This is a genomic window from Bacteroides ilei (assembly GCF_900128495.1).
Taxonomy (GTDB): Bacteria; Bacteroidota; Bacteroidia; order Bacteroidales; family Bacteroidaceae; genus Phocaeicola; species Phocaeicola ilei.
Genome location: NZ_LT635801.1, coordinates 660,183 through 684,010, shown reverse-complemented (window position 1 = coordinate 684,010; position 23,828 = coordinate 660,183). Strand labels below are relative to the sequence as shown.

General features: G+C 42.6%; 20 protein-coding genes. 19 read left to right on the top strand and 1 reads right to left on the bottom strand.

All coding sequences use genetic code 11. The features are described from left to right. Positions 1-8: 8 nt before the first annotated feature. A complete protein-coding gene (locus BQ7489_RS02885; RefSeq protein WP_071150213.1) occupies positions 9-476 on the bottom strand; it encodes a hypothetical protein in 468 nt (155 codons plus the stop codon). Positions 477-659: 183 nt separating this feature from the next. On the opposite strand from BQ7489_RS02885, the gene BQ7489_RS02880 reads away from it, so the two are divergent. The 19 genes from BQ7489_RS02880 to BQ7489_RS02790 all read left to right on the top strand — a co-directional run bounded on the left by BQ7489_RS02880 (position 660) and on the right by BQ7489_RS02790 (position 23,822). Further along, complete coding sequence (locus BQ7489_RS02880) at positions 660-1,079, top strand: GPW/gp25 family protein (RefSeq protein ID WP_071150214.1); 420 nt, start codon at positions 660-662, stop codon at positions 1,077-1,079. 16 nt (positions 1,080-1,095) lie between these two features. Beyond that, positions 1,096-2,871 carry a type VI secretion system baseplate subunit TssF gene (locus BQ7489_RS02875; protein WP_071150215.1) on the top strand — a complete coding sequence of 592 codons (1,776 nt, stop codon included), beginning with the start codon at positions 1,096-1,098 and terminating at the stop codon, positions 2,869-2,871. After that, a complete protein-coding gene (locus tag BQ7489_RS02870; protein WP_071150216.1) occupies positions 2,868-5,309 on the top strand; it encodes an AAA family ATPase in 2,442 nt (813 codons plus the stop codon). The genes BQ7489_RS02875 and BQ7489_RS02870 overlap by 4 nt, the downstream gene beginning before the upstream one ends. Beyond that, positions 5,294-6,235 carry a hypothetical protein gene (locus BQ7489_RS02865; RefSeq protein WP_071150217.1) on the top strand — a complete coding sequence of 314 codons (942 nt, stop codon included), beginning with the start codon at positions 5,294-5,296 and terminating at the stop codon, positions 6,233-6,235. The genes BQ7489_RS02870 and BQ7489_RS02865 overlap by 16 nt, the downstream gene beginning before the upstream one ends. A gap of 23 nt (positions 6,236-6,258) precedes the next feature. Beyond that, on the top strand, positions 6,259-7,137 hold the full coding sequence (locus tag BQ7489_RS02860; RefSeq protein ID WP_071150218.1) for a TssN family type VI secretion system protein: 879 nt from the start codon (positions 6,259-6,261) through the stop codon (positions 7,135-7,137). A 4-nt stretch (positions 7,138-7,141) separates the two neighbouring features. Continuing rightward, the gene (locus BQ7489_RS02855) at positions 7,142-8,287 is read left to right on the top strand and encodes a hypothetical protein (RefSeq protein ID WP_071150219.1); all 1,146 of its coding nucleotides are present in this window, start codon (positions 7,142-7,144) and stop codon (positions 8,285-8,287) included. 15 nt (positions 8,288-8,302) lie between these two features. Further along, positions 8,303-8,803, top strand: a complete 501-nt coding sequence (gene tssO, locus BQ7489_RS02850; RefSeq protein WP_071150220.1) for a type VI secretion system TssO — start codon at positions 8,303-8,305, stop codon at positions 8,801-8,803. Further along, a complete protein-coding gene (gene tssO / locus BQ7489_RS02845; protein WP_071150221.1) occupies positions 8,800-9,246 on the top strand; it encodes a type VI secretion system TssO in 447 nt (148 codons plus the stop codon). Before tssO (BQ7489_RS02850) ends, tssO (BQ7489_RS02845) begins: the two co-directional genes overlap by 4 nt. A 5-nt stretch (positions 9,247-9,251) precedes the next feature. Continuing rightward, positions 9,252-10,193: a PKD domain-containing protein gene (locus BQ7489_RS02840; RefSeq protein WP_071150222.1), complete on the top strand. Its 942-nt coding sequence runs from the start codon at positions 9,252-9,254 to the stop codon at positions 10,191-10,193. Further along, positions 10,190-12,253 (top strand): type VI secretion system protein TssR domain-containing protein, encoded by a 2,064-nt coding sequence (gene tssR, locus BQ7489_RS02835; RefSeq protein WP_071150223.1) that lies wholly within the window; start codon positions 10,190-10,192, stop codon positions 12,251-12,253. Before BQ7489_RS02840 ends, tssR begins: the two co-directional genes overlap by 4 nt. Positions 12,254-12,362: 109 nt before the next feature. Further along, positions 12,363-13,649 (top strand): IS1380 family transposase, encoded by a 1,287-nt coding sequence (locus BQ7489_RS02830; RefSeq protein ID WP_071147970.1) that lies wholly within the window; start codon positions 12,363-12,365, stop codon positions 13,647-13,649. Continuing rightward, complete coding sequence (locus tag BQ7489_RS02825) at positions 13,646-14,125, top strand: hypothetical protein (protein WP_159434501.1); 480 nt, start codon at positions 13,646-13,648, stop codon at positions 14,123-14,125. Before BQ7489_RS02830 ends, BQ7489_RS02825 begins: the two co-directional genes overlap by 4 nt. Positions 14,126-14,131: 6 nt before the next feature. Next, complete coding sequence (locus tag BQ7489_RS02820; RefSeq protein ID WP_071150225.1) at positions 14,132-14,923, top strand: DUF5457 domain-containing protein; 792 nt, start codon at positions 14,132-14,134, stop codon at positions 14,921-14,923. A 328-nt stretch (positions 14,924-15,251) separates the two neighbouring features. Continuing rightward, entirely contained in the window at positions 15,252-15,650 is a 399-nt protein-coding gene (tssD, locus tag BQ7489_RS02815; protein WP_071150226.1) for a type VI secretion system tube protein TssD, read from the top strand. A gap of 252 nt (positions 15,651-15,902) precedes the next feature. Next, on the top strand, positions 15,903-16,361 hold the full coding sequence (locus BQ7489_RS02810) for a hypothetical protein (protein ID WP_071150227.1): 459 nt from the start codon (positions 15,903-15,905) through the stop codon (positions 16,359-16,361). A gap of 10 nt (positions 16,362-16,371) precedes the next feature. Then, on the top strand, positions 16,372-17,061 hold the full coding sequence (locus tag BQ7489_RS02805) for a LexA family transcriptional regulator (protein ID WP_159434502.1): 690 nt from the start codon (positions 16,372-16,374) through the stop codon (positions 17,059-17,061). A 307-nt stretch (positions 17,062-17,368) separates the two neighbouring features. Next, positions 17,369-19,126 carry a type VI secretion system Vgr family protein gene (locus tag BQ7489_RS02800; protein WP_071150229.1) on the top strand — a complete coding sequence of 586 codons (1,758 nt, stop codon included), beginning with the start codon at positions 17,369-17,371 and terminating at the stop codon, positions 19,124-19,126. Positions 19,127-19,160: 34 nt separating this feature from the next. Next, positions 19,161-23,477 carry an RHS repeat-associated core domain-containing protein gene (locus tag BQ7489_RS17990; RefSeq protein ID WP_235817104.1) on the top strand — a complete coding sequence of 1,439 codons (4,317 nt, stop codon included), beginning with the start codon at positions 19,161-19,163 and terminating at the stop codon, positions 23,475-23,477. Continuing rightward, positions 23,478-23,822, top strand: coding sequence for a hypothetical protein (locus BQ7489_RS02790; RefSeq protein ID WP_071150230.1), 345 nt, complete (start codon positions 23,478-23,480; stop codon positions 23,820-23,822). The last annotated feature ends 6 nt before the right edge of the window (positions 23,823-23,828 follow it).

The window sequence follows — 23,828 nt, the reverse complement described above, 5'->3', positions numbered from 1 at the left end:
TCTCAATTTTAAATTTTAGACTTAGATTGAGCTTCATTAATCTCTTGCATAGAGATTTCCAGGACTTCAGCCAAAGCTTCCCTTAAAGCAGGATTTTCTATCACTTTCTGGAGAGCCTTATTAGAAGAAAGCTGTCGGGCAATCTTGATACTTTGTTCACGTTCGATATCCAGCTCGCTCAAAAACTCGCTGTTCTCCTTAATTTTGCCCGCTCCAAAGTCTCCAAGGCCTTTGAAAGTCATAACCTCCTTTACTTCGTTGCCTTCTGCATCTACATGTTCCAGTTGCACGGTAGGCTCAAAACGCCCAAACACATCTTCTATGGTCTGCAAACCGTAAACACACTCAGGCTCAGAAGGAGCATCGTCTGTCAGTTTCTGGACAATTAAAGTTCGGTTGGAAGGGATCTCGGCTATAGACTCATTCGCATCGACCTTAACTTCATTGCCGCCAATTCCGTAATTGTACATTCCCATAAATTTTTTCTTTATATGTTAATAATCCGTTTTAATTCACTCTTAAGATGCATCGGGCGCAATATACGAATTTATTTTTGTTTCATCAAATTTATATAGAAGAATCTTATGGAAAAACTTAGGGTTTTTAATAAAAAACCGTATATTTGCGAAAACCAACAATAAACATAAAAGCTAAAAGACATGAGTTATCTGAAAATACCAATAGATTTGAAGGCAGCTGTAAGCGGGAAACTCGAAAGATGTTCTTATGAAGAATCCATTGCACAGCAGATAATGTTGCTGATTGTTTCACGTTATGGAGAGGTAATTGGTAAAGAAAGTTATGGCTCTGTAATATGGGAACTGGAATTCAGTCAATTGGTAAAAATCAGCGATTGGGAGAATAAAGTTCAGGAGTCTTTGTTACAAGCCATAACGACGTATGAACAGCGCTTGAAAGAGGTAACCGTAAATGTGGTTTTATCCGAGATTGACGATGAGAATAAAAAAGATACTCATGTACGCAGAAAAGCTCAAATAACAGTGAGAGGAAACATAAGTTCAACGGACCAACCGTTCTATTTCAGCACGCTTGTTTATATAAGTCCGTTATCACAATAATAAAATAGTAAAGACTATGCCAGACAAAAGACATATTGAAATAAAGGAAAGAATTCTGAGATTCGCTATGGAACTATGGGGTATCAATGACTCACGCAACATGGATCCCGTAGTCGATTTGTTATTGGATGTCTTCGCATACGAAACGGCCCGTCTGCATCAGGAAATAAAAGCGTCGGACTCCCGTTTGCTCCATCAGTTGTCACGTATACTTATAGACAACAAATGGGCCTTGCCTATTCCGGCCCACGCATTAATGTCTGTAACCCCCAATAATAATGAAACCTGCATACTAAATGCGGAAGACCACTTCTATACTGAGAAATTCATTTTCGGCAAAGAAAGTGTACAAGTATTCTTTACTCCTCTCTTCAATTATCCTCTGGTGAATGGCCGGCTCCGTTTCGTTGCCCACGGTGATACCATCAAAACCTTTTCTGAGAGGAGTACTGCTTCCAATGTATTCCTCAGCCGTAAAGATCAGATAGAATCATATGTTGTCTGGCTCGGTATCGATATAGACGAAGAACATTTGGCAGAAACACAGGAAATGACACTTTGCCTGATTCCTGACGACACGTCCTTTGTCCCCTTCTTGCAAATGGCCCAATTTTATGATTGCAACGGGAAAAAGATGCCATCCCAATCTGGTCTTACTGTGGAGGATCCGTTCAATAACGCTCACTATTTTGAGGAAATAAAAGACTTCTACAACGATTATTTTATTAAAATAAATCTAACAGGAGCAGACAAATCACTCAAAGCATTACCACAAATTATACCTCAGACCAATCAGGAGAATCAGGATATAGACATAAAGAACGGATACTTTTGGATAAAACTCCGTTTACCTGAAGTCTTCAATTCACAAGATTCCCTTGACTCACTGAACATATATCTGAACACATACCCTGTAGTAAACAGAAAGCTGGTTTATAAACAGCATAATTTTGCGACCAACGGGCGTTACATTCCTCTTCCATGTCCAAAAGGAGCCTATTTCCTTAATATCCGCTCCATTTGTGACAATACAGGAAAGGAGTACCCCAACCGATTGCAGCAGTATGACGAAAATCCGACAGGTGTTTTTGATTTGTACTTCGGAGACCTGGAACGCTTTGATTCGGACAGTGCCATTGATCTGATCAGCCAGATTCTACAAAGAATCAGAGAAGACGGAAATGCCTTTTCCGCATTAAATCCAGATTTGCTGACAGCGCAACTGAAAGAGCTGTTCACAAAACTTTCCGAGATTGAAAAGACTGTAGAAAACGTAAGCAGGGATGAAAAAAGGCAACGTATTTTCGCTCTGACGGTACCAGCCCCCAATGCTACGAGTGCGGAAGTAAAATTCTGGATCACTTCAGGACGACTGGCCAACGGACTTGATGAAAGGGCATTTATCCAACAGTTCAACATGGAAAAATATGATGCTACAAGTCTTGTTTTCAGAACTCCCGTTCAAGGCGGAATCGTGCATACAGAAGAATCCAATCTGGTACACAGCCTGAGATACGGACTTGTCAGCAGAGACAGAATCGTATCAAAGCAGGATATATATAACTATATTTACCACAAGATAGGAAACAATGTAGAGAATATACAGATTAAGGACGGTGTAGCCATTTCTCCGGAAAGGAAAAAAGGGTTTGTCCGCATAGTTCAAGTTGAAATAAAATTAAAACAAAATATAGGAGACTTCTTGGATCTGTCCGTTTTCGCTCATTTTCTTGAAAAGGATCTGACTGAAAAGTCCGTATGCAATTCATCTTATAAAATTGTATTCTTATGACAAACAACGACTACAGCCCCAGTCTGGTTTCTGCCATAAAATTAGCCCAATCAATGGCCCGGCAGGAACGACAAAGTACATACGGTGTTCCACATCTGGTGTTAGCCATGCTGACAGAAAGTACAGGCCTTAAGGAGATCCTGCAATCCATGCAAAAGGACGTTGCCTATCTGATGGACTGGTTTGACACGCGTAAAGAAATGTACACATCGTCGGAAAGCGACTCAGACGAAATATGCGCGGATGATGAACTGTCCAAAGTACTGGATGAAGCAGAACGCTCCAAAATAAAGCTGGGAAGTGACCACATAGACGCCCTCTGTGTATTTACAGCCATATCCAGAGAAGGTGTCATCTATTCGCACCAGCAAATAGAATTACTTGGAGTAAGTGAAGAGGATATTCTAAAATATTATGACGCCCTTGCACCGGCCTATTCCTTTCAAGGAGAAGAAAACCAGATATTGGCCTCGTTTCCATACGCTGAGAATCTGAAAACAGAAGCGACCATCAAAAACGGAAGTATAGTGGTAGGCAGAGACAAGGAAATCAGAACCATGCTTGAATGTCTGGAACGCTCAGAAAATAAAGCCATAATGATAATAGGCGATTCAGGTATAGGCAAAACATCCATAATCAATGCTTTTGTCAAAGAAATCTGTTATAATAAAGACGAAATGCTGCAACAAGTTTCTGTTGTAGGAATGGACACAGCCAAATTATTGGCCGGAACATCATCAGAAAATGAGATATCCCAAAAGACTGTGGCCCTGATACATAAACTGAAACAAATTGAGCAAGTAGTTCTTGTGATAGATGACCTTCATGTGTTACTGGAAAACGGGAATACAGGTAAATCAACTACTCTGATAAATATTCTCAATGCCCAGATTGGTGAAGGAGCCTGCAATCTCATATTTACCATTACAAAAGATGCATACCGCAAACACATAGAAAAGCAATCTATAGAAAGCAAACTGGTTATCATAAATGCGGAAGAGCTGGATTATTCCACTCTATTATGTGCCTTGCACCTGCACAAAAAGGAAATAGAAAGCCATTACGGTCTTGAAATTTCTGATGACTGCATTCCAAATGTAATACAATTATCACGCCGATATTTCAAGGAACGCAGTCTTCCATCTGCAGCAATTGATCTTTTGGACAGAACTTCTGCCGCAGTCCGTCTGTGCAACAAAAATGCAAGAAATACAATAGAAAATATCCGGGCAGAATTCGAACGCCTGCAGGAGAATGCAGAAGGTACAATTCAGAATTCCGATTTGCAATTACTTTACCGGATGATTTTCAACAAAATAGGTTCAGTTATAACATCGAAACTTTCAGATACCTACACATGGAATGATGAAGACAAATATGAGGTAAAACTCCAATGGATTAATAAAATCCTGACAGAGCTGGAAAATCTATCACTCCGCACCATAGGAACCGTAACCGCAGCGGAAATTGAAGCAATCGTGGCCGAATGTACCAATATTCCTATAGGAAAAATACAGGCAAGGGAGAAAGACCGACTTCTCGGTATAGAATCAAAGCTTAGGGAAAGAGTCAAAGGTCAGGACAAAGCGATTACTACCTTGTCTGATGCCATAATCGAATCACGAAGTGGATTGAGTGACCCCAAAAAGCCCATAGGCTCCTTCTTTTTCCTTGGACCTACCGGAACAGGTAAAACTGAGCTGACCAAATCATTGGCAGAACTGCTGTTTGACAATGAATCTGCCATGATCAGGTTTGATATGTCCGAATTCAAGGAAGAGCATTCAGCTGCCCTGCTTTATGGAGCACCTCCGGGATATGTCGGCTACGAAGAAGGTGGTCTGCTGGTGACACAAATCAGACAAAAGCCTTACTCTGTAGTCCTTTTTGATGAAATCGAAAAAGCACATTCCAGCGTATATGATGTATTTCTTCAAATGATGGATGAAGGTAAGATACATGACAAACTGGGTAGAGAAGGTGATTTTTCCAACTCGATAATCATTTTCACATCCAACATTGGAAGTCAATGGATTGTGGATCAGATACAGGCCGGCCATACCCCAACATCTGCAAAACTTATAGAGGTTATGGCCCAATACTTCAGGCCTGAATTTCTTGGGCGACTGACAGAGGTGGTACCATTTTCCCCTATAAATGAGAATGTGGCCAAAGAAATCTTCTTATTGCATTTTTCAAGATTGAAAAAGCAGTTACTTGAACAAAAGAACATCAATCTTGAGCTGACGGAAGAAGCACTTCAGTACCTCTCACAAAAAGGATTCTCACCAAAATACGGTGCACGCCCTATAGCAGGAGTAATAAGAACGTATATTAAAAAAACGGTATCAAGACTTATCGTTTCGGAACAGATCAAACCAGGTGACAATATTGTAGTCAATTTAAGAAATAACGAACTTGTATGGGAACTCCAATAGACAGGAAAGAAAAAATAAGCGAACTGAAACGCAGCAGTGCAAACAATTACATTGCCGAAGTCTTTTTTGAGGAATTGCAGTTCATCCTCAAAGAAGACCTGCTGGATTCTCTCATGATAATTTGTCACGGGATGAATCCGCGTGTCCACTCCAAAGACATTATGAGCGCTTCATTACGTTATTTCTCTACGTCAAATTCATACAAGGAATTTGTAGCCCTGCATCTAGCAAGGAACAGTATGTATCACCAGCTTCCGGAACTCCTGTTCCATCCTCTCGTCATAAGCACACCGGGAATGAGCAACAAGGAAATTGTGGATGCGATACGTGCCAACAAAAAAAAGGAGAAGGAGCTGATTTCTTTTTTTATTCCATTCGATACAGCCTTCTTCAAGGAACGTGTCAAAATCATCGACCGTGATTTGAATTTCTTTTCAAATCCAACAATGCGTGAAAATCTGAACCACCTTGTAGAAACGATGCTGGGCATACCATTGGATATCACCAGCCATCAAAAGTACAAATTGTTCCTTTTTCTTTGCCAATCGGATGGATACATGGAGAATCTCCCGGCCATTGAAAGGATGTTTTCTGTTGTTCTTGACCTTGAAGTCAGGCTCAGATATATACCGCATGTGATTTCCGTTTCACAATATTCGCCTATCAATGAAGGTATTCTGGGAGAAAATCTTGGATTGAACGGAGATGTAGAATGTGAAGGCGACGATATGGAAGCGACCATAGTCTTCGGACAGTCAGATAATTCAGATGACTACAACAGGCAATCACGTATCGACACTATTGTGACAGAGATATTGAGCTTCTTTATACTTTCATTCAGAGAAATACACATAAAACACCTGATACAGGGACGTACCGACTGTATTCTGGGAGAAAACCGTTTGGGATATGATATGAATCTATAAACAACAGATAAAAAAGTTAGAATATGGAAATGTTATTATCTTTTTTCTTGAAATACCTGTTAGCACCGCTGCTCGTAACGGTCATGCTGTTTTTCCTGAACGGCATGAAAAATCTGAAACGGAAGCTGAGTATGAAAAAAGCCATTATCTTCATACTTGTTTCAGCTTTGATAATTGCCCTTCCCTGCCTGTTGGGACTTCTCAGAAATGAATTCGTATGGGGCGGACTTCTTCTGACAATCCTATGCTACATCGGGCTGGGCTTTATCTTCTGGAAGTACACAGAATCAGATTCTTTCAAAGCAGTCGGACTTGGAGAATCCACCGGAGGAACAATACTGCTGCTTTCTGTTTCCGGCATACTCGGAGGATGGATATATTACCTTATATTTGAGAGGATAAGCAATCTTCCGTATGCCATTTGGGGAGCACTGAATGTACTATGGTTCATTGTACCATACATGATTATGCTGGGCAGAAAACTGTTTCTGCTTATACCGCCTCCCATCTATGCTCCGTGGGAACTGGAATTCGGGACTTTCGACCGTAACTATTGGGACAATATTGACAGCTTTGAGTTCAAGTCCGTAAAAGTAAAAATCAACCGAAAGATAGGTGACAAGAATTACGTTTCGCTGGTTGTAAAGCTGCCGGACGGCATTTCTCTGGGTAATTGGTTCAACTGGTTTATAGAAGACCAAAACCGCAGATTTCCGCAGAACCGAATCGAAACAGGAAAAGACGGTTACAAGGTCGGATGGACTTTCTATACAACAAAATGGTTCAGTTATCCGCTGCTGATACGGATTCTTGATCCCCACAAGGACAGTAAGCAGAACAAAATCAGGAACAATCGACCTATATATATCAGAAGAGTAAAATTAACTTCAACAAAAGAGTAAGCATATGAAGATAGAACATTTACCGATCAATTGGGTCAACGGAGTAAAGTTGACAAAGGATCATTTCTTCGGGAATTATTATAACATGATAGAATCTCTATATGGAAGTATCGAGGGCCAACTGACTGACTACAACTATGGAATCGGGAAAGCACTTGACAACTCAAATGACAATATAGAATTCGATATAACCGGAGAATCCCTTGATACCCTGTGTGTACGCCTGAAGAAATGTAACGGACTGACGAGAGGCGGTATTCCAATCATCTTCTATGAAGGGCTATATGGAGATTACGTGCCTACAGCTACATTGCCAGACAGCAATCCACTCTCTATAGAGGACAATGTGTTCCTCATTCTTGTATCAATAAACCCTTATGAAATGATACCCATAGGCGAGCCAGATCCGGATGTTGTACCCTTACATCATCCTCATGTACTGCCAGGCATAAAAATGCATATTATACCCAAAAACCAAACGAACAAGGCATTCTACAGCAAAAACTTTCTGATAATCGGAGAAATAAAATCCCATGGAAACGCATTTGCAGTAAATCGCCAGTATATACCGCCATTGCAGAAATCTGTCTATCATGACGGTTTGAAATCATTCATAAACCAACTGACACACATTCTGCACAACATACGGGAGGATATAAGGACTATATACAGCCGTAACCTGTCAGACAAGCGCAGGGATGCTCTGGCCAACAATACGTTTGTCCTGTGCAATGCTTTCAGCAGTTTTTATAACAGCCATATCTTCTTTATAGAACAGATAGCTCAAGAACAGCCTCCTATTTTTCTTATCCAGGCCGTCAATGAATTGGCCAACGGGCTTGTTTCCGCATTACAGACCTTGTCTGAAACCATGCGTGAGGAGCTGCTGCAATATTACTACGAGTGGACCAATATTACTCCATCAGACTTTATGCACAGCATTGAAAAAGTCGCCGGTATTACATACGAGCATACGGATATCAGTTCTTCACTGCATACTTTAGGCGCATTTCTTTCTCTTCTGGAACGGATGTTTCACAAAATGGGAGAACTTGAATATATCGGCCTAGTGAGAGAAAATATTGTAGTCGGAGAAGAGAGCACTGCTTCCCCCCAAGAAGAGAAGAAAAAGAAATGGTCTTTCATGTAATTAAAAAACTGAATTATGGAAGCAATGAACATAGAAGAGCGCAAAAGCGCCAAGTGGAAATTCTCCATCATATTCGTCGTCACCTTACTGGTCATTGCCTTATGCGGCAGCATCTCGATTGTGACAGCCCAGAGAGGAATCGCACTTCTTGAAAACAAAAAGTCGGAATACGACGAAGTGTTCAAGAAACAGGCTGAACTCAATTTCCAGATTGAAGAACTGTTCCGTGAACTGAACAGTCTGAAAACCAAGAAGCGAAATGCGAGCGAACACAAGCATTTGCAAAATCTGATAACCAAGAAGCGCCAGCTGATGGAGAATGAGATAACCAGCTTCGCATCCAACAAGCAGAACTATGAGGTATACAAGGTAATGCTCGACCAGATAAAAGAGATACAGGTTACCATGGATAACCTTGACCGTGAAGCTAAAAAAAGAGAATCCAATATTGAGCAATTGGAGAAATGCAGGAATAAGTATCAGGAATTAACAAAAGAAAAATTGCAGAAACCATGACAAAAGATGAAAATATATGGGGTAATGTACGCTTTGCGATATTGCTGGTGTTTACCGTAGTGCTGACCTTTATCATCCTATGCAAGTATGTGTTTGATGTTCCAATGAAAGAAAGCTCGGAGCTGATCAAGGACATCAACCACTCGGAAACCATATTTACCGAACAAAAGGAACATGCAAAAAAATCTTCGGTAATATGGAATCAAATCGATTCATTGGATTTCAACGCATACCAGGTACAGCGTATGGATGAAATAAAGGGAAAAATATATGGCCTTCAGGAAATCTACACCAAAAACGGAATGAATTCGAGATTCATGTTCGGTGCACTGACTTCCAAAACATTAAGATTCCACTTCGACATACAGGAAGAACTGAGTGCACTGAAACACAACAATGAGCTAATAGAAAAAGACCTGGAAGAATGTAAAGCTAATCTATAAGCGATATGGATAACAAGAGAAAAATTATCATCACCGCCCTTGGTATACTTGCCATAGGAGGTATAATCATCATCCTGTTGTTGCCCTCTAAATCTCAATTGAGCAACATCGACTTTTATGTATTTGATTCCAATGACAATTATCATTACGAAGTGAATGAGAAGCTGGAATTCATGATAAACGATACAGCTGCCGTAAAAGGAAGGAAACTGCTGTGGCAGATGGGAAACGGTGATGCAATAAGCGACAAAAGCAATATGAAATACAGCTATGAATCTCCGGGTAAATATCTGGTAACACTGAAAATAGACAACAGCTACACTATCAACAAATACATAAAAGTAATATCCGGAACTGAACGTGCAGCCATTGATTCTGTTCCGCATATTTATGGCGTAACTGAAGGCTATCAGGGGGAAGAGCTCGTCTTTGCGGCAGAGGGATATGGCATGAATTCCTGGCAATGGGAATTTGGAGAGAGCGGTACTGTTGATGCATACGACCAGCAGGTGGTATATACCTATGAGAATCCGGGAGAATATACTGTAAAACTGCAAACGAATACAACGCAGTACCCTGTAAAACATCACATAACAATCCTGCCACGCTTTGAAAAAGCAGAAGAAATAGTAACAGTGGATTCACTCGTACTGGCACAGAACGACATTCGCCAACATTTGCAAGCCATTGCAGATGCACGTGTTTCACAGCACTCTGTCTATTACGAACACTATAACTACATACGGAACAAATACTTCTGTATCCCTGCTGACAGGGTCGCAGTCGTGGTAAACGGAGACAAATACAATGACTTTACCGGTTACTGCCAAGGGCTTCATTTCCTCGAAAGCAATACCAAACGACGCGTCCGCATTGATGAAGTGCTTATCGACAAACTTCATTGTGTATCAACTATCCAAATAACCCAAAGTTACACAGAGAGATGAAACAGAAATACTACAAATCCATAGCCATATTATTTCTGGTGTGGGCCGGATGCAGTATGCCCGTACACGTATCCGGGCAAGTATCTGCATGGAACAGAACCAGAACAACAGGGAAAAACATATTCAATTATCTGCCGGATGCAGGGAAAAATCCTGCAGTCAAAAAAGACAGAAGCAATCTGATTGTCTACTCCGACAGAAATGGCAATCAGGCATACGAGGATGCTTATTTCCAGCGTAAAAGAGGAAAGCAAGAAATTGGCGTCCCATACTACATCATTGATGAGGAAAACGGGAACTACAGTCTTGTCCGTGCCGATCAGGACATTATAGGCAAGCCCAAGGTCTTTTACAGTTTCCTGTTATCCAAGAAAAGGCATTTCAAAGATCCTTCAAAGGTCGAATATGCCGGATGGATTCCTGCGGACAATATACTGATGTTTGACCATGCCTACATTGATAAAGAAAACAACCAGCCTGTAAAATTCCGTGTAGGACTGACGATGCCGAACCGATTGCTCGACATGGGAAGATATTTCAGAGGAGACACATTGTGTGTTTTCGGCGAGCCCCTCCTGAAAAACAAGATGGAAGGCGGCCTGTTAAGCGGACAAATCGTCTATGCCTATAAGTACGACAAAAGCAAACGATCTGTCCTGGTATCAGATTGTCCCACTCTGGACGATGATTCCCGAAAAGTATTCGGATGGGTACCTTCTGACCTGATTGCAGAAGTCGGCCAGAACAGGTCGTTCCTGCTGAGCAATGCGCACTATACCGATTCAATTCCCGCACTGACCCAAACGCATGATACCCTTCAGATACAGGAAGCCAGCCTACAATCAAGGATACTGTTTGACTATGCAGGGAATGTCCGACAATCCGGCTTGTCGGAATCCGGACACACGGATATCAATATTCCCGTTCTGGTATGGAACAGTAGATGGAACAATCTGATAAACATCAAAGGAGGAAATATCCATTCTTCTGATATCAGACGTATGGAAAAAGAAAATAATCTGGTAAACATCCATTTCCTTTATTTCGAGCATGAGCAGCAACGTGCGAATATGCTTTGCAATACCCTGCAAAACATGAAAATGAAATTATCTCCGGATGTGCAATACAGATTCACCGCCACATGTATATCCAATACCGGCAACCGTTACTCTCAAGTACTTTCCGATTTTTCCAAATGGATCGATTTCATTACGACTGACAGCATTCAATTTTCAACATCACGCGAAAATTCAGGACTGAACAGCGCTTTAAGCAGAATAATGAATACGATAAACGGAAATGTCTTTGACAAGAATCTGTTCATCATATTAGGAAGCAATCAAAACCTGAAAATAAATGAGAGCCTGATTGCCAGAGCGGGACAAAAATCAGCCAGTTTTCTGTTTGTACAGACAAACCGCTCCTATGACACACCATATCAAGACTTTGTCCTACAAGCCAAATCTACACTGGATGAGCTGTCACGACAATATGTGAACCATATAGCCAACTATATTGTAGATGACAAGCTGATCAAGCCAGAACTCTTCAGGAATCTGGAAACAGACGAGGCAAATATCTTTTTGTTTGACGTACCATCCAAGAGCCTTTCAGCAGGAGGTATCATATTCCCAAAAGGAAGAGGTATCCTGCACAATACAGCATTGGAACTTGCACTGGACTCTATCAATATGAATATCCAGACGACAAATGCAACACTGCTAGAATCCTTGCAATATCATGAAAGCAAACTGGGAACATTAAGAAGCCGTCCGACAGATGATCTAAAAGAAATTGTCAGAAAAGTATATAAAAATGATACCATACGAATGGAAAGAATAAGCCGTAACAGCGTAACAGACACTTATTTCACAAAACTTTCCATACCAGATTCATCACTTTGGAAATATAAGGAAGGATATGTCTTCAGTGAAAAGGAACTTGAAAACCTATTGCAGAACTATCGTGGATTACTCCCTGAATTTGCAGACAGCATACAAAAAAAGGAATTCCGTATATTGCGAAGAATATATCCTAAATTCCGCAGCATTTTAGTTTAACTTATTTTATAAGTACCTGAGCAACAAAAAGTTGCTCAGGATTTTGCCATGTCAGATTTTTCACCTATCTTAGTGTTGCAAATCAAAATATGTATCAAACCCGACAGACATGGCAAAGGTAGCAATAAAATCTGAGAAACTCTCTCCTTTTGGAGGAATTTTTTCAATAATGGAGCAATTTGACTCCAATCTCTCATCTGTAATCGACTCAACCCTCGGTATGAGATGTAGGCTGTATGGTTATCAATACAGCGAAATCATCCGTTCGCTTATGAGCGTTTATTTCTGTGGCGGCTCATGCATAGAGGATGTCACCACTCATCTGATGTATCACCTCTCGCTTCATCCGACACTTCGCACATGCAGTGCCGACACGATTCTCAGAGCCATAAAGGAACTGACCCAGGATAACATTTCCTACACATCCGACACTGGCAAGACCTACGACTTAAACACGGCAGACATGCTGAATACACTGCTCCTCAATTGCCTATTGTCCACAGGGCAGCTGAAAGATGGCGAGGGGTATGACGTTGACTTCGACCACCAGTTCATAGAGGCTGAGAAGTTTGATGCGAAACCCACATACAAGAAGTTTCTCGGATACCGTCCTGGCGTGGCGGTTATTGGCGACTTGATTGTCGGCATTGAGAACAGCGACGGCAACACAAATGTCCGTTTCCACCAGAAGGACACGCTGAAGAGGTTCTTTGAAAGGTTTGAAAAGAACAAGCTTATGATCAACCGTTTCAGAGCTGATTGCGGCTCGTGTTCTGAAGAGATAGTGGAAGAGATTGCTAAACACTGCAAGACCTTCTATATCCGTGCCAACCGATGCAGTTCGCTCTACAATGACATCTTTGCCCTCAGAGGTTGGAAGAAAGTGGAATTGGGCGGCATTGAGTTTGAGCTGGCCTCCATTCTCATCGAGAAATGGAAAGGGAAGGCATACCGTCTTGTGATTCAAAGACAGAAGCGGATAGACGGCGAACTCGACCTGTGGGAAGGAGAATACACCTACCGCTGCATCCTTACAAATGACTACGAGTCTTCCGAGAAAGAGATTGTCGAATTCTATAACCTCCGTGGAGGGAAGGAACGCATCTTCGATGACATGAATAACGGATTCGGCTGGAACAGGCTTCCAAAATCCTTCATGGGAGAAAACACGGTGTTTCTTCTGCTTACGGCACTCATACGCAACTTCTATAAATTCATCATGGCGAGGCTTGACGTGAAGAGGTTCGGACTCAAAGCAACAAGCCGCATCAAGGCGTTTGTCTTCAAGTTCATCTCTGTGCCAGCCAAATGGGTCAGGACATCAAGGCAGTATGTGCTGAATATCTATTCATGCAACAACGCTTATGCTGATGTGTTCCAGAATGACTTTGGATGACACCGACAACTTATGGTCGTGATTTTGCGTATTGCCTCAAGTCGCATGGTGGGGTAAGGGGATTTAATGCGTCTTTGTGGCGATTTTTGCTGCGTTGCACCCTCTTTTGCCACAGTGTCGCTACCTTTTTGACCTCTGTGTCATCTTATGAGGGCGGTTGCGGATTTGAGGTATATAGGAAACAAAGAAGCGGTATAAACCGGTCATTCCATCGCAAGCTTCTGAAAAGAAATGCGGTAATATCAGACCTGTTTTATTACCGTACAGGGATTCCAGCAGAAGAAGAACTGCTTTACAACCTGAAGATCCGCAAACTGAGACAAAGAAAATGCAAGAAAAACGGCTTCCATTCCATTTATCCGGCTGTAATTAACAAGCTTAAGATACTGGAAGGAATGTATGCGGAACAGTCATTCGAAACCGTATCAATGTCGGGAGAAACATATTACTTCATTCCAAAACATTTATTACCGTAAAAGCGTATGGAACAGACCAAAGAACAATTACAGAAAGAGATCATGGAGATTCTCTATGCAAAATCTCTTGTCAAGCCCGTTTGGGTAACCTGCTCAGAAGTATACTGGAACATCCAGAATATCAAAGTTACGGAACGCAGTGTACGTGAAGCCTTGGACTGGCTGGTAAAAAATGAGGTGGTCCTATATCAAGGTGACAAGTACCAAATTAACAAACGAGAGTTTATTGAGATGAGTAAAAGAAAAGCCATGGAGGAAAAGGAAATGAACCAAGATACAAGTCCACAGCCAGAGAACACAGGAATGAATGAAAGCAAGACTGAAATAAGAAACGCCAGAACAGATACAACCGCAACTGTGCGTAAAAACTACCTGTTCTATATCATTATAGCACTCATAGCTTTTCTTTTGAGCGGTATTCTTATTGGCATTCTCTGCTTCAAACATTATGCCCAAAAAGAAGATATCACCCCACCTATTATAGAGAGGCAAGACAGCCTCTCTATACAGGAAATGAAAATCAGTACCATGGGCTATATCAAGGATGAGTACACCATAAACAGAAACTTCAAGAATGTGACTCAATCGCTCAAAGGACAACAGGAAATCAATCAGGAATTGCTGGATTTAATCCGCTCCCAGCAAGAGCAGATAAGTTCATTGGTAGAATATAACAGATATCAGACACGGATTATTGAGCAGAACCAACGCGAGAACTACATTTATCTGTGGATTATCGGTATAACAATCCTGATAGCAAGTTCGCTCCTGATAGCATGGTATGGAAAACGTAACTGAAATGAATACAGGAAATGAACAATTCATATTTATGGGACACTATTAGAGATATTTGCCTCGAATAATGTTAAATAGATTAAAACAAATAATGGAAATTTGTTTTTTATAAAATAATTGATTATAATTGCGACTAACAAAGATGATGTTTTATTTTTCTTCTTCTTTTTCCGCAAATAAAACAGAAATCGTCTGGAAGAACCGGAGGAAATTTCAAAAGATCGTTTTTGAAGTTTTCTCTTTTTTTGTTTTCTGACGGAAGGCGGCAGGACTCAGAAAAGGGAAACGGAGTCATTCAAATTTATTGTTAAACTTTTAAATTCTATCAATTATGGCATCATTTAGAGCTACATTGGAATTTGCAGGAAAAGAGTATGACGTACTGCACTCTGAGTATGAATTCAGTCGTACAACAGACGCGAAGGGAAAACCATCCTCAAACATCCAGGGAGGACGTGTTTCGGTAGTTATCGAATCAACTGACGACACTGCGACCATCGAAGCCATGCTGAACAGCCAGTTCAAGCAGGTGGAAGGAAAAATCGTGTACAAGAAGATTGAAGAGGATGCTAAGATGAAGGAAATCGAGTTCAAGAACGCCTACATCGTACACTACAAGGAAACTCTTGACGTGAACAACGACGTGCCGATGACCATCGCACTCACATTCTCCGCTGAGCTTATCAATGTGGGCAACGCTGCGCTTGACAACAGATGGCCGAAAAACTAAACGCTCCGGGGTAAGACCATTAGAGTGAAGAAAGGAATTGCCGCTTGACGGTGCAAGAACCTTCAAGCGGCAATATTTATTGTTCATTGGAGTTGTGAATCATTGCAACAAAAAGCATAACATTTCTCAAGTATACTGAAGGATGAATAAGGTCCTTCTATAATAAGTCATTGTGTATCATTGAAAATATAAAAGGAAAATAGTATCTTTGCATATCTTTTTCATGAAATACATTAATGAAGGGTTATAATTATGAGATTTAACATAAAAATTGATAAGACAAAGTTTGTCTTCACTCTAAAAAATATTGTCTATACTTTGTTCTGGACAATAGTTTCTTTAGTGTCTTCATTCAATCAAATCATATCGTCCATTCATAAAATAGTAAAAGGAGACTTTTCTCCCATTACCAATGAAGATTTTTATACAAAAATCATAGCTCCTCTGCTTATATGGATTATAGCATTTTTTGTTGATTTTCTCTATCAACTTTGGACTATTGGTAAAAACGAGCAATTAAATCCAACCTGGATAAAAGCATCATACTTTGCGATCTTTTCTGTTTTTGTAACATTGTTAATAAGCATTTTTTATCATTCCTGTGAGCTTCAAAAAATAGCAAGTATTACATGCTTATTCGGTTGTATCATATTATTAAAAGTTTCAGCATTATATGTGGTTAGTCCATCGTATGAAGTTGAAAAAAGATAAATTAAAGGAAATGACAGTAACTATTATAATATTGGCAATAACTGCAGCCTATATCTGCATGAATTTCATCACGAAAAAAATGACGGTGAAACATAAAATTGTATTTGCAGGCCATCCATCATCCGATGTTTCCAACATAGATATTGCACCTCTTCCCAAAAATGCCCCTAAATACAAACTAGGCATAGCCGAGGTAGATATGTCAAACTTGGAACAACTAAAAGTAGTAGGTAAATCCTTAGAACCTTTTGGCATAAAAGATGGGGCAATAGTTTTTGTTAGAAAAATAAAAATAATGGATCCAGAAAAAGAGTTGGGTAATTTAATAGGCCGTTTCATTGTATTCAAAATAGATAATGAACGAACCTTAAAAGAATATCCGTTGAAAAATATCACCGTAACTGAAGATGGATTGAAATTAAGAAAAGTTGTAAAAATAATAAACAAGAGAAATTCAAATGCCCAAAATGAAATTCTGGATTTTATAAATCAATATGATACCGACTTTCAAGAACTAGAAGCTACAGATAAAAAGAATGAAAGCGATCGATATTTGAAAAAATTTGAATTTGCAGCTTCATATTATGATACTGATGATTTCTTAATAATGTCTATTACATATAAGAATGGAGAATATAAAGACTATTCTTTCCACTCCCCAAAATGGATATACGGCATTGTTGAATATAATACAAAATAAGGGAACAAAAGCCAAGTAATAATCACTTTATTTTTCTAAGTGAGTTATTATCTGGCTTTTATTGAATATCTCTCGGCATAAAATTCCAGATATAAAATTTGGTTTTGTCTTTTCATTCACGTATATTTGCGGTTAGCAAGGATGATGTTTTATTTTTCTCCTTTTCTTCTAAATAAAACTGAAATCAGATGAAGGGCAAGGAGGAAATTTCAAAAGATCAGGCTTTGAAGTTTTCTCTTTTTGTTTTTATGTCCTGACATATTTCAGTAAGAGAATTCCGGTTGTTGAACTTTAAACATACTGTGCCATGCTGGAAGAAAAGAAAATATCAATCAGCATAGATGGAAATCCGCTGCACTCTTTTCTGCAGGTCATGCTGAAACAAGTAATCAATGACCATCACTATTTCGAGATCAGTCTTGATATAGAGGTGGGAGAAACCTATGCCACGCATTCGCTGGAACAGGCGAAAAACTGGCTGGGGAAAAAAGTAGTCATACAGATGGGTGAAAACACCTTTGTGGGAATCGCCACTCATGTTTCGCTGCACCGAGCTGACGGAAACCACGGCTGTCTGCTTCTGACCGGATATTCAAATACATTCCTTCTGGAATCGGACCAGACCTGCGCTTCGTGGCTGGACAAGACTCTGGCCAATATCGTCAGCGAAATTTGTGAGAAAGCAGGCGTAACCGCACAGGTTTCACCTGAATATACAGAGAAAATAGAGTACGAATGCCAATACAGGGAAAGCAACTTCGACTTTATCCGCAGGCTGGCCAGACAATACCATGAATGGTTGTACTACGACGGCAAGCAACTCATATTTGGCAAGCCGGCTGTACCAGCAGGCATACCGCTGATGTATGGACGTAATCTGCAAAGCCTAGATATCTCCATCCAAACCATTGCCCGCCCACTGGCTGGTCAATCCTATCATTCGCCGGACGGACAAAAGTATGAATCAACATCGCCTGATGCCCCAAAAGGTCTCGGAAATTTAGGACACGCGGCATTTCAGGCTTCCATAGGGCTGTTCAAATCACCAGCCAATCAGTCGGCCGAACCCCGTATATCCAACAAAGGGGAACTTGACAGCTATTTCCAAAAGAAACAACAAAGCGATACTGCGGCTTCACACTACATTACCAGCGAAAGCGACTGCTACAGCCTGACAGTAGGAAGTGTGGTTGACATACAAACGGCCATACAAATCGAAAACTTCAGTTTTGCAGAACAGACACTCGGCTCGTATATCATTACGGAAATCACCCATATCATAGGGTCTGGCAACAGCTATTACAATACCTTTACGGCACTGAGCGCAACTGTACCAAGCCTGCCGGCTCCGGAGGTACCTCTACCCGTGGCACAGACGCAACAGGCGGTAGTGGTAAGCAACGATGACCCCAAGAAGCAGGGACGTGTACAGGTAAAGATGAACTGGCAGTCGGGGGACATGAAGACCTCATGGATACGTGTCATGACACCGGATGCCGGAATGAGCGACAAAGTATCTACCAACAGGGGATTTGTCTTCATCCCAGAAAAGGACGACATCGTGCTGGTAGGCTTCCGGCATGATGACCCGAACCGTCCATTCGTAATGGGCAGCCTGTTCAACGGAAATACCGGTGCAGGCGGTGACAGTGGCAACAAGAAAAAGAGCCTGACTACCCGGAGCGGATGCACCATCACCATAGATGATGATGCAGGAAGTATCCTTATCACAGATCCGAGCGGTAGCAAAGTATTGCTGGGCGGTGATAAAACCATTACCATCGACTCGGAAGAGAAGATTACACTACATTCCAAAGTAATCGAAATACATGCCGATGAAAAGATAGATGCCAACGGTAAGACAGAAGCAAGCATGACAAGTGACAAAATCAAGATTGACGGGACTACGGAAACTGCAATCAAAAGTTCTACTGTAATCAAAGAAAACGCTCCTACCATCGAAGCAGAGGGAAAACAGAGCGTTGCCATCAAAGGAACTATGATTGATGTGGACGGTAAAACAATGACCAACGTGAAAGGTGGCATATTGAACTTGAATATGTAAAATAAAACAACAATACAAATCGGAGGAACAGCCTATGTTACTGGCGGACACCCACATGACAACAGTTACGGGCGTGGATGTACATACGACAACCGTGCCTCCATACAATCCCATCCATCCCTACATAGGGATAGTGATTGACCCGGCCGACTACATTCCGTTTCTCGGGACAAACGTCACCATAAACGGAATGAAAAGAGGTGTGTCCGATACGAGCGGCATGCTGCTTACCATGTCGCATATCCCACTGGTGGGAGCCTTTACGATGGCACCCGTCATCGGACATGAAAGCATGAACTTTTTCTCATCACAGAGTGTATTCTCTGACGGCAGCCGCCTGAGTCCGAAAGGATACATGGTGATGACCTGTAACGACACGGGGCTTCCGCTGTCTGCCACCATGGGAAAAAGCAAGGCAGGAAAAAAGAAGCTGAAGCCTACGCTCTTCGCGCCGACATCATTCTCCATCCCCGCCCCGACGGGAAAGCCCGTATTTGTAGGCGGCCCATATATCCCGGACATCGGAGGGGCGGCCATGGGACTGCTTTCAAGCATCGGGTTCAGTTCCGTGCTGAAGGCCGCTGTAAAAAGCGGCAGCAAGATTGGCAAGAAGATACTGACAGAATTCAACCACAAGGTACTTAAAAGCAAGGTAATGCAGAAAGTGCCAGGCACAAAGAAACTGTCCGAAAAATTCTGTAAGATGGGCTTCGAGCCGGTCGATCTGGTAAGCGGCGTGGTGGTTTACGAAGGGCTGGACTTTCGTTTTCCTTCACCGGTGCCATTGTCTTGGGAACGGTCATGGTACTCAGACTCCCACTACACGGGATGGCTGGGGCACGGTGTGCATAGTATCTATGACCGTACCATACAGGAACTGCCCGAAGATGATGCAGTGGCACTCCGCATGGAAGACGGACGGGCCGTAGCATTTCCGGCCATAGCTGAAGGCGAAGAATTCTACCTCCGTGAAGAACGAATCACCCTGAAGCATACAAAAACAGGCTACGAGGCATACAACCATGACACATGGATGACCTATGTGTTTGATATGCGCGAAGGTGACGGACAGAGTTTCCGCATGACAAAGGCGGTGAACCCGGACGGACTGGGTACCACAATAGGCTTCAGCAACGGGAAGCCGTCGGGAATGACAGATGCGGCAGGAAGGCGCATCCGTATAGAAACAGAACGACGCGGCTTCATCACCCGGCTGTCCCTTGAGACAGACAAGGGAACAGAGACACTGGTGGCTTACGGCTATGACAGGGACGGAAACATGACGGCCATCACTGACGCACTCGGACAGACCACACGCATCGTGTACGAGGGACATCTGATGACAGAAAAGACAGACCGCAACGGAGATACCTTCCGCTGGGAATATGACGGCAAGGGACGCTGCGTGCATACCTGGGGCAAGGACGGCATTCAGGAGGGACACATCGAGTACCATCCGGAAAAGGGCTACAACCTGGTGACCGATGCCACGGGTGGAGTAACCACCTACAGATACAGGCCAGACGGAATCGTCACTTCGGAAGAAGACCCTCTGGGCAACATTACCCGATATGAATATACCGAACATTCGGAGCTGTATCGCGTAACCGATCCCGAAGGACGCGTAACAGGCTACAGCTATGATCCGGAAGGCAACCTCACGGGAGTGACACATCCTGACGGAACCGGTGAAATGTACGTATATGACGAACTGGGACGCCCCATAATACGGGTGGATGCAGAAGGGCACCGTACGCACCGGCTGTACGATGAGGAACGAGGGCATCTGGTAGCCAGAACCATAGGACCGACCGGAGAGGTGACAGTCTTCGGATATGATAAACATGGAATGCTCGTCAGAATGACACAGGGAGACCGGGTAAGCGAACTGGCATACGACGAGCGGTACAACCTCGTCTCGTGGACCGAGAATGGAAAGACCTTGAGACAGTGGGACTATGACCACAAGGGACAGGTGACTGCAGAACACTCGCCCATGCTCCGACCGGACCGCTTCGAATACGATGCGCTGGGACGTGTCACACGCGTGTACGCACATGACGGCAACATGGTGGAACTGGGATATGACGCATACGACAGTGTGACGGAAGCACGGGATGCACACCGCCACGTAAGGATGACATACACTCCGCTGGGAAGTCTCGCCACACGTGCGGAAGGCGAACGTGAGGTGAAATTCCTCTATGACAGAATGGAAAGGCTGACGGACGTGGTGAACGAACGGGGCGACTCATACAGCTTCGTCCGTGACAAGGCCGGACAGGTATGCACGGAAAGGGGATTTGACGGCATGATACGCAACTACATACGCAACCGTGCCGGAGAGACCGTACTTGTGGAACGTCCCGGAGGGAGAAGCACCGCCTACGAATATGACGCAAGGGGACGCGTGTGTACCGTATCATACCATGACGGTACAAAAGAAGAATACTCCTACGACAAGAACGGTAACCTGGTAATGGCGGCAAACGCATCGGCACGCATCCGGCTGAAGCGTGACGCGGCAGGACGCATCACCAAGGAAAGCATGGAACTGCCCGGAGGAGACACACCCGTGGAAGTGGCCTCCGTGGAATCGGAATACGATGGCTACGGAAACCGCACAAGGGTACGGAGTTCGCTGGGCGCAGACGTGAGGCTGGACTATGACAGCTTCGGCCTGGTAAGCGGAGTAAGTGCAAGCTGCGGCAAGGAAGACAATCCCAAATGGGAAAGCGGCATCAGGCGTGACGATGCCGAACGCGAGGTGGAACGCTTCGCCACGGGAGGAATACGCATAGCCACGGACTATGACGACATGGGCATGGTTCGCTCGCGAAACGTATATTCCGACGGACGGCATACTGGATTCCGCAGCTACAGATGGGACGTGGGCGCAAGGCTGATGTCGATGCGCTGCAACCTGTCGGCAGAACCGGTCATCTTTGACTATGACTCGGTGGGAAACCTCATACGGGGAGAATACGGCATGTTTGACCGTATCTTCCGGACTCCCGACCTGGTGGGGAACATCTACCGGGACGAGAAACGCAGGGACCGCACCTACGACCGGGGCGGACGGCTGCTGAACGACGGTGAGTTCCACTACAGCTATGACTGCGAGGGGAACCTCGTACACAAGAGCCGGAGGAATCTGACAGAAACACCAAAGGCACAGGCAAGGCATGGCTTCCTGAACATTTTCACGGGCAGTGAAAAAACGGATAAGGACGATACACAGGCATGGCAGCCGGGAGACACCTGCTACACATGGCTGGCCAACGGTATGCTGGAGAGCGTCATCACGCCGGAGGGAAAGACCGTGACCTTTGAGTATGACTCACTGGGTAGACGCACGGCAAAAACCTCCGACGGAACGGCAAGGATGTTCTGCTGGAACGGCAACGTGCTGCTGCACGAATGGGAGTGCAAGGAGAACGAACGCCCAAGGCTTGTGACGGACGACATGGGACGGGAAAGCTATGACCGTGAGGTGACATTTGAAAATGTCATCACATGGGTATATGACGGACAAAGCTTCACGCCCGTGGCCAAGGTGACGGAACAGGAACGGTACACGATAGTACACGACTATCTGGGTACGCCTACGCAGGCATACGATAGTAGGGGAAAACTTGTATGGGAGATGCTGCTGGATGTGTACGGGAACGCGAAGGTATATACAGGAGAAAAATGTTTTGTTCCGTTCAGGTATCAGGGACAGTATGAAGATAGCGAAACTTGTCTATATTACAATAGGTTCAGGTACTACTCTCCTGAAATGGGAAATTATACTAGTAAAGATCCTCTTTCGATTATCGGAGGTATAAATATTTATTCCTATGTAAATAATGCTAATATAAAAATAGACTTATTAGGATTAAAAGGACAAATTACAATATATTCAGATTCTCCTAAAGGAGATCCGATAGGACATGCCTTTATTAGTATTACAGAAAATGGTACAACTGAATATATAGGTCAATGGCCTGATCCTGGATTTAGTGGCAAAGGCGATATCCTAAGAATTACTTTTTCAGACATGCAAGGAGCGTTGGATTATAATGATGTATCCCATCTGCATAGCCCTGATTTAGTTAGTATAACTTATGATATAGATGATACTCAAATGAGCAATTTAAGAAGCTATATCAATGAATTTGCTTCAAAAAATGGAAATGGAATAGGTTATAACCTTAGAAATAGACAATGTGCAAGTTTTGCATATGGAGCATCTCAAGCAGCGGGAATAAATGAGATAAAAATTCCATGGTACAAAAAAAATCTTTTATTTGGTGTAACGCCTTCAATTCTAGCAGATAAAATAAAAAAATTAAATAAATGCAAGTAAATGAAAATGGTATTAATACATATGCTTATAGGTATATTGGTTTGTTCCAAACCTTCTGTGGATTCATATATAGAAACCCAGAACACTCTTCGCTTAATAGTTGTTTGCGGAAAGAATAAAAACGGATTTATAGACATTAACAAAGAAAAAAATCAAGTTTTATATTTTTTCCCTTGTAAATGGGGTAATGGAGGAAAAGGTAAAACAAGCCTAAATAATGTTGTCTTTTATTTAAAAGACAACAAATTAATAATGACTCATAAAAGAACAAAAAAAAATATTTTCAAAATTAGATGCAACGCAAAAGAATTTAATGCGGTTAAACTTTTTATCAATAGACCATAAATAATA